The organism is Blattabacterium cuenoti (assembly GCF_014251635.1).
GTDB lineage: Bacteria > Bacteroidota > Bacteroidia > Flavobacteriales > Blattabacteriaceae > Blattabacterium > Blattabacterium cuenoti_S.
The window spans coordinates 621,814-635,117 of the sequence record NZ_CP059194.1; the positions used below are offsets into that span (position 1 = coordinate 621,814).

Here is a 13,304-nt window from a genome sequence, read left to right on the forward strand (position 1 = left end):
TAAATTTTACACAAATGCACAAAAATCCAATTTTGGAATTTTTTTCACACGATACCTTAATCTTTTAGAAAGTAGCTTTCTATAAAATTTAGATTTAGAACGAATAAATTTCAATATATTTTTATCTAAAAAAGGATAAATACTAATATATACTTTTATTAAGTTCATATCATGAGTTATACATATCTTAATCAAAGTCACTAAAAATTTATTTTTACTTCGATTATAATAGATTTCCTCATTAAGAATTTCTGCTATTTCTATAAAAAATATTGAAGAGAGTTTCTCATTTCTAATCAAGTTCATTTTTTTCATAATTTCGTCTCGTATGTTGAATTTTTAATTCAATAATTCAAAATAACTTTTATTTTAATAAATAAAAGCAGAAAAATTTTCCAAAAAAATTTGTAATAGGAAAAATAATATTGTAAACTTGTATGAGTTCTGTTTTTTTATAAATTCTAGGTCCCATAGCTCAGTTGGTTAGAGCACCTGACTCATAATCAGGGTGTCGCTGGTTCAAATCCAGCTGGGACCATTATAACTGGGGAGGGATTCGAACCCTCAACCTACAGTTTAGGAAACTGTTGTTATATCCTATTTGAACTACCCAGTCTTAGTTTCTATAATAGAAACAATCGATTTATTTTTTCTTACTTTTTTAAAAGAAACATAACCATTTTTTATAGCATATAAAGTATGATCTTTTCCCATTCCTACATTTCTTCCAGGATGATGTTTTGTTCCTCGCTGACGAACTATGATATTACCAGAATTTACGTATTGATTTCCATATATTTTAATCCCCAATCTTCTTCCTATTGAATCTCTTCCGTTTCTAGAACTTCCAGAACCTTTTTTATGAGCCATATTGTTTTATTGTTTTTATTTTTCTAAAAAAGAAACTATTTTTATTTTTGAGAATAAAGGTCTAAATCCATTTTTTACTTTATATCCTTTTCTTCTTTTTTTCTTAAAAATAAAAATTTTTTTACCTTTTATATGTTCCATAATTTCTATTATTACGTTTATTTTTTCTAAAAAAGGATCCCCTAAAAAGAGTTTTCCTTCTTTAGAAAACAAAAAAACTTGATTTAATAATATTTTTTCTCCCACATTTACAGAGATGTGAGGAACATAAACATATTTATTTTCAATAAGTTTAAATTGTTTATCTTTTATATTAACAATAGCATATATCATAAATTCTATTTTACTTGGATAACATTTTTTTTGCCTTTAAAAGACTTTCCAATAAATAATCTATTTCTTCACAAGTATTATACACAGAAAAACTAACTCGAATCATACCTGAAACTTTAAAGAAATTCATAAGAGGTTGTGCGCATAAATGTCCTGTTCTAACCGCAATTCCTAAACGATCTAAAATACTGCCTACATCAAAACAATGTAAATTATCAACATTAAAGGAAAGAATACCAGATTTATTAGAAAGATCCTTAGAAATTCCATATAACTGAATTCCATCTATTGAACTTAAACATTTTATAGCATACATTAAAAGTTTTTTTTTGTAAGATTGAATATTTGATATCCCTATTTCTTTTACAAAATCTATAGCAAATCCCCACACAATAATTCCTTCTATATTTGGGGTCCCTGCTTCAAATTTAAGCGGTAAATCTGAATAAGTTGTTTCATTAAAACTTACATCTTTAATCATTTCTCCTCCAAATTGATAAGGATATAATTTTTCTAATATTTTCTTTTTTCCATATAATACTCCAATTCCAGTAGGCCCATACATTTTATGAGCAGAAAAAACATAAAAATCTACATTTAAATCTTGTACATTTAAATCTAAATTAGACAGTGCTTGAGCTCCATCAATTAAAACTAAAGCTCCATATTCATGAGCTTTTTCAATAATATATTTAACAGGATTAATAATTCCTAAAACGTTTGATATATGACTAATAGATACTATTTTTGTTCTTTCTGAAATTAAAAATTCAAAATCTGTCAATTTTAAAAAACCACTTTCATGAATAGATATTATTTTTAAAATAGCGTTTTTCTTTTTACAAAGAATTTGCCATGGAACAAGATTTGAATGATGTTCAATACAAGAAATAATAATTTCATCTCCTTTTTTTATAAAACCTTCCATACTAGAAGCGACCAAATTAATAGATTCTGTAGTCCCTTTCGTAAATATAATTTCTGAAGAATATTTTGCATGAATAAATTTTTGAATTTTTCTTCTAACATTCTCAACATATAGAGTCGCTTTATGACTAAGATAATGCAATCCTCTATGAATATTAGAATTCATAGTAGAATAATAGTTTTGGGATGCTTGAATTACTTTTAAGGGTTTTTGAGTAGTTGCTGCATTATCCATATAAATTAAGGGATTAGAGTATATTTTTTCTTTTAAAATAGGAAATTGATTTCTTATTTTTTGTATTTCTTTCTCTGAAAACATATATTTTTATAAATGTTTATCTAATTTTTCCTTTATTTTTTTATTGATAAATTTTTTCAATTCAAAAATATGAATAGGAATCAACATTTCCCTTAAAAAAGAGAATAACAATAACATTTTAGCTCTTTTTTCAGAAATTCCTCTGGATTGAAGATAAAATAACTCAGATTCTTGTATGTTACCTATGGTACAACCATGGGAACATTTTACATATTCAGAATAAATTTCTAATTGAGGTTTGGCATATATACTTGCTTCATTAGAAAGAAGAATATTATGATTTTTTTGGAATGCATTTATTTCTTTTATAAATTTATTAACAATTATTTTTCCATTAAAAATTCCTCTAGATTTTTCACTTAAAATATTTTTATATAATTGAAAACTATAAGCCCCTGAAGATAAATGATCTATCAAAGTATGATGATCTACGAATTGTTTTCCTGATAAAAGAGAAATGCCATATAAATAAGAATAGGTTTTTTTTCCGATAGAATAAAACTTTAAATTGTTTCTTATAAAATTTCCTTGTAAAGAAAAAGTATAAACGGTACATTTGCTATTCTCATTTTGTTTCAAATATGTATTATCTATTATAGAAGTTTCTACTAAATCATTTTGTACTTTATAATAGTCAATTATACTATGATTCATAGCATAAACTTCGCTCACGGAATTTATAAAAGAAGAATGTCTTCTTAAACATTTGAAATGTTCTATAATTTTAACATGAGCATGTTCTCCGACTACGATCAAATTTCTGTGATTCAACATAATTTTAGATTCAATACCTGTAGAAATATGCAATATTTCTATAGGATTTTCTAAAATAACATGATTAGGAATATAAACATAGGCCCCATCTATTGATAATAACGTGTTTAAAGTATAAAATGCATCATAGTGATACGATAATCTACCATAATAATCTTTAATTTCATTTTCTTTTAGTGATATTATATTTGATAAAATAATATTTTCTGCATAAGTGTATGAAAGATCAGGGTTATATTTACCATCTACAAAAATCAAAATAAAAGATCTTTTTTTCTTAAGAAAAGAAAAATTTTTTATTTTATTAGGTTCTATATTTTTTATTTTTTCATTTTCAGAAATGATATTATAATCCTGGTTAATAATTGAGTCAATATCTATATTTTTCCATTCTTCATTTATAGAAGAAGGAAATCCTTGTTTGTGGAAAAAATCAAAATGTTTTCGTTGCAAAAAAGACATATAAGAGTCTTTTTTTTTCGCAGAAGAAAATTTTTTAATTAATAAAGTTACTTTTTCTCTTAACTGCATTTAATTATAAAGTTAAACAATTCTTTTATACTTGATTTTTTACTATCCAATCATATCCTTCCTCTTCTAATTTTTCAGCTAATTTTTGATTTCCTGACTGAATAATTTTTCCGTTATATAGAATATGTATAATATAGTCTGAATAAATGTAATCTAATAATCTTTTGTAATGAGTAATAATTAAAACAGAATTTTTATTATTTCTAAAAGCATTAATTCCTTGAGCAACTATACGTAAAGCATCTATATCTAAACCTGAGTCAACTTCATCTAAAATAGATAATAAAGGATCTAACATCATCATTTGAAATATCTCATTACGTTTTTTTTCCCCCCCCGAAAAACCTTCATTTAAAGAACGATAAAAAAAATTTTTTTCAATATTTAATAAAGAGGATTTTTCTTTAATTTTTAATAGAATATCTTTAGAAGACATTTTATTTACATTTCGTGCTTCACGAATCGAATTAACCGCTGTTTTAACAAAATTAATAATGGATACTCCTGGTATTTCCACTGGATGTTGAAAAGAAAGAAAAATTCCTAAATGAGCCCGTTCTTCTGGTGAAAAATTTAATAAATTTTTATTAAAAAAATAAATATTTCCTTCAGTTATTTTATACTCTTTTTTCCCTGCTATGACAGCAGCAAGAGTACTTTTTCCAGAACCATTAGGTCCCATAATAACATGACTCTCTCCTGGATTGACTTTTAAATTAATTCCTCTAAGAACCTTCTTTTTCTCTATAGAAGCATGTAAATTTTCTATATTTAACATAATAATTTTTATTATTATCCGACAGATCCTTCCAAAGAAATTTCCAAAAGTTTTTGAGCTTCTACTGCAAATTCCATAGGAAGTTTTTTTAGAACTTCATTGCTAAAACCATGTACAATTAAAGAAATCGCTTTTTCCGTCTTTATTCCTCTTTGATTACAATAAAAAATTTGATCTTCTCCAATTTTTGAAGTTGTTGCTTCATGTTCAACTTTAGAATTGGAATTATATACATGAATATATGGAAAAGTATGAGCTCCACATTGATTTCCAATTAATAAAGAATCACATTGAGAAAAATTACGAGAATGAATTGCTTTAGGCGCTATCTTCACTAATCCCCTATAATTATTTTGAGCTTTTCCAGCGGATATCCCTTTTGATATAATAACACTTTTAGTATGTTTTCCTATGTGTATCATTTTAGTTCCAGTATCAGCTTGTTGAAAATCTTTAGTTAAAGCTAAAGAATAAAATTGTCCTATGGAAAAATCTCCTTTCAGAATACAAGATGGATATTTCCAAGTAATTGAAGATCCAGTCTCCACTTGTATCCAAGATATTTTTGCTCCTTTTTCACACAAACCACGTTTTGTGACAAAATTAAAAACACCTCCTTCTCCCTTTTTATTTCCAGGAAACCAATTTTGAACGGTAGAATATTTAATTTCAGCATTCTCTAATGCTATAATTTCAACTACAGCTGCATGTAATTGATTCTCTTTTCTTTGCGGAGCAGTACACCCTTCCAAATAACTAACATAGGAATCTTCATCTGCAATAATTAAGGTTCTTTCAAATTGACCTGTATTATTTTCATTAATACGAAAATATGTGGATAATTCCATAGGACAACGGACTCCTTTTGGAATATAACAAAAAGAACCATCTGAAAATACAGCTGAATTTAAAGCTGCGTAAAAATTATCTTTCTTTGAAATAACTGAACCTAAATATTTTTTTACAATACTTGGATATTTATTCAAAGCATCATTTATAGAACAAAATATAATCCCTTTCTTTTTTAATTTTTTCTGAAATGTGGTAGCTAAAGAAACGGAATCTAATACTATATCCGTTGCAACACCTGAAAGCATTTTTTGTTCTTCTATAGGGACTCCTAATTTATTGAATGTATCTATTAACTCTGGATCTACTTCTTCCAAATTATTTAAATCTATTTTTTTTTTAGGAGCAGAATAATAACTTATTTTTTGAAAATCTGGAACTTGGTATTTTATATTTGCCCATTTTGGGGAATTCATTTTTTTCCATATGTGATAAGATTCTAATCTCCAATCCAACATCCATGTAGGTTCCTTTTTCTTTTCTGTTATTTTACGAATGACGTTTTCATTTAATCCCACTGGGATCTTATCTGATTCTATTGGAGTATAAAATCCATATTTGTATTCAGATTGGGTAAAATTTTCCAGTATTTTATCATTTTTTTTCATTATGATGAAAAACTTTTACCACATCCACAAGTATGTTTTGCTTTAGGATTATTGAAATAAAAACCTTTTCCATTTAGTCCATCTGAATATTCTAATGTTGTTCCTTCTAAATAAGAAATACTATTTTGATCTACCAATATTTTCATTTCTTTATGTTTAAAAAGTCTATCTCCTTCTTGTTTTTTTTTATCAAAAGTCAATTCATAAGACATTCCTGAACAACCTCCAGTTTTAACTCCAAATCTAACAAAAGAAACATCATGAGAAAGGCCTTCTCTTTTCATAAGAGAAACTAATTTATTTTTAGCTTTTTCAGATATAAAAACCATAATTATTTACAATTTTTGTGATTACACGAGATAAAGATAATTATTTTGCATGATTCATGATTAATTAAATTATTTAATAAAACAAGTAATTTTTGTTACACCTTCCTTTATCCCCCATTTATCCGACATACCAGCATTAATTTCTAAAATATATTTTATGTACAAAGGAAAATTTATTTCTTCTATATCTTTCATAGGACTTACGTATTTATTCACAAAAATAACAGTATTAAATTGATTGATATATACAATATCTAAAGGAATTCGCATGTCTTTCATATTTATCTGTTTATACTCCTCTTGATCTTTTAATAAAAATAACATTCCTCTATTTTTTTTTAGAACAGATCTGTATTTTAATCCATTATTTTTTTCTATATCTTTATCTGCTAATTCTATATCTATTTTTTTTATAATAGAATTATTATTATTTAAATATATTTCTCCATCTTTAATAAATTCTATTTCTAATAGATTTCCGACATCTAAAAACATATCAGAATCGTAATTAATTCTTTCAGATGAATTTATAAAAATACACAGAATCATTATTACTATTATGATAAAAGAACAAAAAATATTAATTTTTTTCATTATGAAAAAAATACTTTTTAATACTTGATAAGTTTAAAAGGAAAAATCCAAAAATAATAAAAGGAATACTAAGCCACTGTCCTGTATTTATAGATAAAAAATTAAGAATTTCTTCTCCTTGTGGTTCTTTCATAAATTCTAATAAAAAACGTATAGACCAAAGAAAAATAAAAAAAATTCCAGATAAAAAACCATCATAATTTTTTTTTCCTATTCGATATAAATACCAAAGTAATAAAAAAATTATTAGATAACCAATGGATTCATATATTTGTGCAGGATGTCTAGGGACTATCTCTCCATATTCTGTATCCATTTGTACGAATTTTACCGCCCAAGGCAATTTTTCATTACATGGTTTTCCTACTATTTCAGAATTAAAGAAATTTCCTATTCTAATAAAAACAGCCGATATTGATACGGGAAGACATAATCTATCGCATAACCAAATAAAAGATTTTTTCTTTAGAATCGTTTTACTATAAAATAAGCTAGATAAAATAATACCTATGGTTGCCCCATGGCTAGATAACCCCCTATAACCAATAAACTCATACCCTTTCATAAATCCTAACAAAAAATTATGCTCGTTTTCTCTTATAGGAAGGAAAGCTTCAATCCAATGATCGGAAAAATATGAAAAATCATAAAATATAATTTGACCAAATCTAGCTCCTATAAAAGCTCCAAAAAAAGTACATATGAATAAAGGATCCAAATATTTTTTATGTATATTATCCTTTTGATAAATGTATTTCATAATGTACCATCCTAATGAAAAAGAAATCACAAACATTAGACTATAAATATGAATCACAAAACCTTTCCACAAACTAAATTTTGGGATAGGATCCCAATTAATATATTCTAATGTTTGCATGGTTCATTAAATTGATTTTGTAGGATCATGACCATATGGTCCCCATGGGTTACACCTCATGATTCTTTTTATACTTATGAAAATAGCTTTAAAAAAATTCCATTTTTTTAGTGATAAAATCATGTAACTTGAACAAGTTGGTATAAATCTACAGTTATTCCCTATCCATGGAGATATCCCTATTTGATATAATCTGATAATTTTAATGCAAAAAATTCTTATAATTTTCATGTTATATTTTATGATTTTTAATGAAATTTAATGAAGAACCAGCTTTAAACCATTCAATTTGTTTTTCATTATAGGAATGATGAACTATGATTTTTTCTTTATGTCCACTCTTATGAATTAACTCTACTACTATATTTTCATTAGGAGATATATTCTTCATATAAAAATGGAATACATCTTCTTCTTCAATTTTGTAATAATCATCAGAATTTGAAAAAGTTAAAGCTAAAACTCCTTGTTTTTTCAAATTAGTTTCGTATATTCTAGAGAAAGATTTAACAAGAACTACACGAATTCCTAAAAAACGAGGCTCCATAGCTGCATGTTCTCTTGAAGAACCTTCTCCATAATTATCTTCTCCAACAATCAAAGTTTGTATATTTTTAAATTTATAAAATTTAGCAATTTCATAAACCGTTCCATAGTTACCTGTTATAGTATTTTTTATTTTATTCCTTTCATGATTGAAAGCATTTACAGCACCCATTAGTAAATTTTCAGAAATCTTTTCAAGATGACCTCGGTATTTTAACCACGGGCCTGCCATTGAAATATGATCTGTAGTACATTTTCCTTTAGTTTTAATTAAAAGTCTAATATTTATTAAATTCTCTCCATTCCATGCTAAAAATGGGGATAAAATCTGTAATCTTTTAGAATTTTTTTCTATAATCACAGATAAGTTTTTTCTATTTTTTTTTGAAATATTTTCATATCCTAATTCTTCTATATTAAAATTTTTAGTAGGTATTTCCATTGATTTAGGTTCTTCGAATTTTACATATTCACCTATTTCATTTTTCAACATATCTCTTATAGGATTAAATGTCAAATTTCCAGAAAATACTAAAGCGGTGACAATTTCTGGAGAAGCTATAAAAGCATGCGTTTTTGGATTTCCGTCATTGCGAGATGAAAAATTTCTATTAAAAGTATGAATAATCGTATTTTTTACGTTTTTTTTATTTCCTTTTCTATCCCATTGTCCAATGCAAGGCCCACAAGCATTAGAAAAAATTTTAGCTCCAATCTCTTTAAAAAGAGATAAAAATCCTTCCTTTTTCATAAAAAAAGAAACTTTTTTAGACCCTGGAGATACCATATATTCTGAATTAATTTTCAATTTTTTCTTTTTTGCTTGTCGAATTATTGATATAGCCTTTGATAAATCTTCATAAGAAGAATTTGTACAAGAGCCAATTAATCCTACCTCTATTTTGGTAGGCCAATTGTTTTTAACGGCTTCTTCTTTCATTTTAGAAATAGGAGTCGCTTTATCTGGAGTAAAAGGTCCATTAATATGTGGCTCTAAAACATTTAAATCTATCTTTATTACTTTATCATAATAATTACATGGATTTTGATAAACTTCTGGATCTGCTTTTAAAAAATGTTTTATTTTTTCTGCTATTATAGATACCTGATTTCTTCCGTTTTTATCCAAAAAATTTTTCATTTTTGTATCATAAGGAAATAAAGATGCCGTAGCTCCTATTTCTGCTCCCATATTACATATAGTCGCTTTCCCCACACAAGAAATATTATTAATTCCTTCTCCAAAATATTCAATGATATGATTTTTAGCCCCTGAAACTCCAATCATTCCAGATAATTTTAATATCACATCTTTAGGAGAAGTCCATCCATTAATTTTTCCTGTCAAATTTACTCCAATTATTTTAGGAAATTTCAATTCTAAAAATGATCCTGACATAACTTCAGCAGCTTCAGCTCCTCCAATTCCTACCGCTAACATACCTAATCCTCCAGCGTTAGGAGTATGAGAATCTGTTCCTATAATCATCCCGCCAGGAAATGCATAATTTTCTAAAACAATTTGATGAATAATACCAGATCCAGCTCCCCAAAAATCTATTCCGTATTTATGAGATGCGGATCTTAAAAAATTATAAATTTCTTGATTTTTTTCTATCGCATTTTTTAAATCTAAGTCGTATCCATCTCTAGCATATATAAGATGATCACAATGAACAGAAGCAGGAATAAACGTTTTTTCTTTTTTAGTTTGCATAAACTGGAGCAATGTCATTTGAGCTGTTGCATCTTGCATGATAATACGATCTGGAAGAAAATTCATGTAATATTTATCTCGATAATTTTTTGATTCAAAGTTAGTCGCTATTTCTTTTATGTCTTCACCTAAATGAGAATACAAAATTTTCTCTGAATAAGTCATAGGGGTATCTATCACATTTCGAATTTTTTCAATTTTGTACAAAAAATTTGAATAAAAACTTCGAATCATATCAAGATCAAAAATCATAAAATTATTATTTTTAATAATATACATAAATTATGTTTCGTTTAAAAAAACATTTATTTTAGTATAGAAATCTATGGGGTTGTCTATATGAATCCAGTGATCAGATTTTTTAACTATCCAAATTTTTGATTTTGGAAATAGCTTACGTATATAATTATAATCTTCATCAAGAATATAATTTGAATATTCTCCTCGCAAAAAAAGAGTAGGACCATAATATAAACCGTTTTTTATTTTATGACGAATTAAAGAATCATAATTTTTTTCAATATTTAATAAAGAGAAATAAAAACATAGTTTCCCACTTTCTTGTCTTTGAATACATTTAGAAAAAAATAACCTAATTTTTACATCTAAAATCCATGTTTTTAAAAAAGAGTCTAGATCTCTTCTAGTATTAATTATATTGAAATCTACTTTTTTTAAAACATGAATTAACTTTTTTTGATCTTGATTGGGTTTAATGTAAGCTTTAGGACTGATATCTAAAACGATAACTTTTTTTGGAATAAAAGGATACTTTATGGAAAACTTCATAACGGCTCTTCCTCCCATAGAATGCCCTAATAGGATAGGATCATTTAATTCATAATAATGTATATATTCTAATATATCTCTTGATATGAGATCATAATTCATTTTATCAGAAACAAAACTATTTCCATGATTTCTAATATCTAATAGATGAACTTGATAAAGTTTTTCAAATTCTTTTGCAAAAGAAATCCAATTTTCTCCATTTCCAAATAAACCATGAAAAACTAAAATAGGAGGACCAGATCCATAAATTTTAGAATGTAGTATCATTTTTATATTTATTTATTCTTTTCAAATAACTTTGTATTGTATTTTCTAGTCCCATATATATAGATTCGTTAATTAAAGCATGTCCAATCGACACCTCTGATATATTTGGTATTTTTTCAATTAAAAAAGAAATATTATCTAAATTTAAATCATGACCAGCGTTAATAAACATATGATTATTTATAATTATTTTTGCCGTATCAATATACGGATCAATGCAATTCCATTTTTTCTCCGCATATCTTATAGCATAATATCCTGTATATAATTCTATTCTATCTGCACCTGTTTTAGCTGCATATGAAACTAATTCTGGTTTTGGATCTAAAAAAATAGAAGTACGAATTCCATTATTTTTTAATTTTTTAATTTTATCAGTTAAAAAATCTTGATATAAAAAAGTATTCCATCCAGAATTTGACGTAATAGCATCATCGGAATCGGGAACTAAAGTTACTTGTGTTGGTTTAACATCTAATACTAATTTCATAAATCTTTCAGTAGGATTTCCTTCAATATTTAATTCTGTTGTAATTACAGAGCTGATATCATAAACATCTTTATATGTAATATGTCTTTCATCGGGACGTGGATGTATTGTAATACCTTGACCTCCAAATTTTTGTATATCTATTGCAACCTGCAAAACATTAGGGATATTTCCTCCTCTTGCATTTCTTAATGTTGCTATCTTATTTAAATTAACACTTAATCTTACCATTTTTTCAAAATTTCTTTTTTAGTAACTTGCGCAACCTCTAAACCAAACTCTTTAGATGCTGTTAGTAAATGATCGAAAACGCTAGCCTGTATCTGTTCGTATTTAATAGATTCAGAAGTGTTCGTAAAACAGTACAATTCTATCGGGAGTCCATAAGGAGTAGGCTCTAAATGTCGAACCATTAAAGTTTCTGATTGTGATATTTTTGGATGTTGAGACAAGTACTCCAATGCATATTGCCGAAAAAGACCAATGTTTGTTAATCTTCTACCATTAATATTTATACTAACATCAATATTTTTTTCTTTATTGAAAATATCTATTTCTTTTTGTTTTTTTTCTATATAATTTTTAATTAAATAAACATGTTGAAACTTTTTCAAATTATCTGAATTACAAAAATGAAAAGATTGTATATTGAATAAAATAGATCTTTTAATTCTACGTATATTTTTTTGACGCATAAATTCAAAATTTATAACAGCTGTCGAAATTAAATCATAAGTAGGGACGCTCGTAATAGTTTTATCAAAATTCTCTATTTTTGCCGAAGTTAAATTGATTTCAATAACTGTTCCTTCTATACTATATTTAGGAATTCTAATCCAATCTCCTACTTTAATCATTTTTGTAGATGCCATTTGAACTCCTGAAACAAATCCAAGAATTGTATCTCTGAATACTAGGATAACAAAAGCAGTTATAGCTCCTAAACTGGTTAAAATAGTAATAAGATCATTCTTTGTCAGAATTGCAATGATAACTAGAATACAAAATATGATGGATATGATTTTCAGTAGTTGTGAAAAAGAACGAACTGCTATTGTTTGATGATTATTTTCACTTGTAGCTATTCTCATGATAGAATTCACTACTCGAATTAAGAATTGTAAAACAATTAAAACGAATAATATATCAAATATTTTTTTTAAATAAATGATAATTGTATGATAACCATTAAAAAATGGTTCAATTATTATCAAACCAATAGATAGTGGAAAAAAATGAGCTAAACTATCAAAAACTTTGTTTTCATATAAAATATTATCCCAAACAAAATGAGTAGAACTAACAATTCTTCTTCCTATAAAACGAACGCCTCTGTTAAAAATAAATTCCAGAACTCCTATGAAAATAGTAAAAAATAACATTTTTCCAATTATAACAAGAGTTATCGTCCCCCATTTTTTTAGATCTAAATTATGGACAATTTCATAAATTCCTTGAATTTGAAAAATAATTCCTCCTACTTTTTCAAAAAAATATTCTTTATAACACATAAGTTAAAATTCTTACTATAAATCTTACTATAAAAAAATTGAATAATTAACTGTATTTTGAGTTATTTTCAATAATTTATGTCTGATTTTTATTTCTTATGTTTTGTAGATTGAATAATATAATAGATATTGATTTTTTTTTAGATAAAAGATAAAAATTTTGACTCAATTTTTTAAAATTTTAGATTT

The 13,304-nt window shown here is 26.0% G+C and carries 15 protein-coding genes and 2 tRNA genes; 1 reads left to right on the forward strand and 16 read right to left on the reverse strand.

What is annotated here, in order from left to right:
- Window positions 1-6: 6 nt before the first annotated feature.
- Window positions 7-315: a ribosome-binding factor A gene (locus H0H64_RS03025; RefSeq protein WP_185857310.1), complete on the reverse strand. Its 309-nt coding sequence runs from the start codon at window positions 313-315 to the stop codon at window positions 7-9.
- A 149-nt stretch (window positions 316-464) separates the two neighbouring features.
- On the opposite strand from H0H64_RS03025, the gene H0H64_RS03030 reads away from it, so the two are divergent.
- A tRNA-Ile gene (locus tag H0H64_RS03030) sits at window positions 465-538 on the forward strand.
- Window positions 539-541: 3 nt separating this feature from the next.
- Here the strand turns inward: H0H64_RS03030 and H0H64_RS03035 are convergent.
- The 15 genes from H0H64_RS03035 to H0H64_RS03105 form a co-directional block, all read right to left on the reverse strand.
- Window positions 542-616: transfer RNA gene (locus tag H0H64_RS03035), tRNA-Arg, on the reverse strand.
- Complete coding sequence (rpmA, locus tag H0H64_RS03040; RefSeq protein ID WP_185857311.1) at window positions 607-870, reverse strand: 50S ribosomal protein L27; 264 nt, start codon at window positions 868-870, stop codon at window positions 607-609. Before rpmA ends, H0H64_RS03035 begins: the two co-directional genes overlap by 10 nt.
- A gap of 15 nt (window positions 871-885) precedes the next feature.
- Window positions 886-1,203, reverse strand: coding sequence for a 50S ribosomal protein L21 (rplU, locus tag H0H64_RS03045; RefSeq protein WP_185857312.1), 318 nt, complete (start codon window positions 1,201-1,203; stop codon window positions 886-888).
- A gap of 10 nt (window positions 1,204-1,213) precedes the next feature.
- Window positions 1,214-2,449: an aminotransferase class V-fold PLP-dependent enzyme gene (locus tag H0H64_RS03050; protein WP_185857313.1), complete on the reverse strand. Its 1,236-nt coding sequence runs from the start codon at window positions 2,447-2,449 to the stop codon at window positions 1,214-1,216.
- A 6-nt stretch (window positions 2,450-2,455) separates the two neighbouring features.
- Window positions 2,456-3,754, reverse strand: a complete 1,299-nt coding sequence (gene sufD, locus H0H64_RS03055; RefSeq protein ID WP_185857314.1) for a Fe-S cluster assembly protein SufD — start codon at window positions 3,752-3,754, stop codon at window positions 2,456-2,458.
- 25 nt (window positions 3,755-3,779) lie between these two features.
- On the reverse strand, window positions 3,780-4,532 hold the full coding sequence (sufC, locus tag H0H64_RS03060; RefSeq protein WP_185857315.1) for a Fe-S cluster assembly ATPase SufC: 753 nt from the start codon (window positions 4,530-4,532) through the stop codon (window positions 3,780-3,782).
- Window positions 4,533-4,546: 14 nt separating this feature from the next.
- Window positions 4,547-5,989, reverse strand: a complete 1,443-nt coding sequence (sufB, locus tag H0H64_RS03065) for a Fe-S cluster assembly protein SufB (RefSeq protein WP_185857316.1) — start codon at window positions 5,987-5,989, stop codon at window positions 4,547-4,549.
- Window positions 5,989-6,318 (reverse strand): HesB/IscA family protein, encoded by a 330-nt coding sequence (locus H0H64_RS03070; RefSeq protein ID WP_185857317.1) that lies wholly within the window; start codon window positions 6,316-6,318, stop codon window positions 5,989-5,991. Before H0H64_RS03070 ends, sufB begins: the two co-directional genes overlap by 1 nt.
- Before the next feature lie 69 nt (window positions 6,319-6,387).
- The gene (locus H0H64_RS03075) at window positions 6,388-6,912 is read right to left on the reverse strand and encodes a DUF192 domain-containing protein (protein WP_185857318.1); all 525 of its coding nucleotides are present in this window, start codon (window positions 6,910-6,912) and stop codon (window positions 6,388-6,390) included.
- Window positions 6,899-7,792 carry a prolipoprotein diacylglyceryl transferase gene (gene lgt, locus H0H64_RS03080; protein WP_185857319.1) on the reverse strand — a complete coding sequence of 298 codons (894 nt, stop codon included), beginning with the start codon at window positions 7,790-7,792 and terminating at the stop codon, window positions 6,899-6,901. The genes H0H64_RS03075 and lgt overlap by 14 nt, the downstream gene beginning before the upstream one ends.
- Before the next feature lie 6 nt (window positions 7,793-7,798).
- On the reverse strand, window positions 7,799-8,023 hold the full coding sequence (gene yidD / locus H0H64_RS03085; protein ID WP_185857320.1) for a membrane protein insertion efficiency factor YidD: 225 nt from the start codon (window positions 8,021-8,023) through the stop codon (window positions 7,799-7,801).
- A 1-nt stretch (window position 8,024) separates the two neighbouring features.
- Window positions 8,025-10,307, reverse strand: a complete 2,283-nt coding sequence (locus H0H64_RS03090; RefSeq protein WP_185857626.1) for an aconitate hydratase — start codon at window positions 10,305-10,307, stop codon at window positions 8,025-8,027.
- 30 nt (window positions 10,308-10,337) lie between these two features.
- Window positions 10,338-11,114, reverse strand: a complete 777-nt coding sequence (locus H0H64_RS03095; protein WP_185857321.1) for an alpha/beta fold hydrolase — start codon at window positions 11,112-11,114, stop codon at window positions 10,338-10,340.
- Complete coding sequence (locus H0H64_RS03100) at window positions 11,098-11,835, reverse strand: pyridoxine 5'-phosphate synthase (RefSeq protein WP_185857322.1); 738 nt, start codon at window positions 11,833-11,835, stop codon at window positions 11,098-11,100. Before H0H64_RS03100 ends, H0H64_RS03095 begins: the two co-directional genes overlap by 17 nt.
- The gene (locus H0H64_RS03105) at window positions 11,829-13,115 is read right to left on the reverse strand and encodes a mechanosensitive ion channel family protein (protein WP_185857323.1); all 1,287 of its coding nucleotides are present in this window, start codon (window positions 13,113-13,115) and stop codon (window positions 11,829-11,831) included. The genes H0H64_RS03100 and H0H64_RS03105 overlap by 7 nt, the downstream gene beginning before the upstream one ends.
- Window positions 13,116-13,304: the final 189 nt, after the last annotated feature.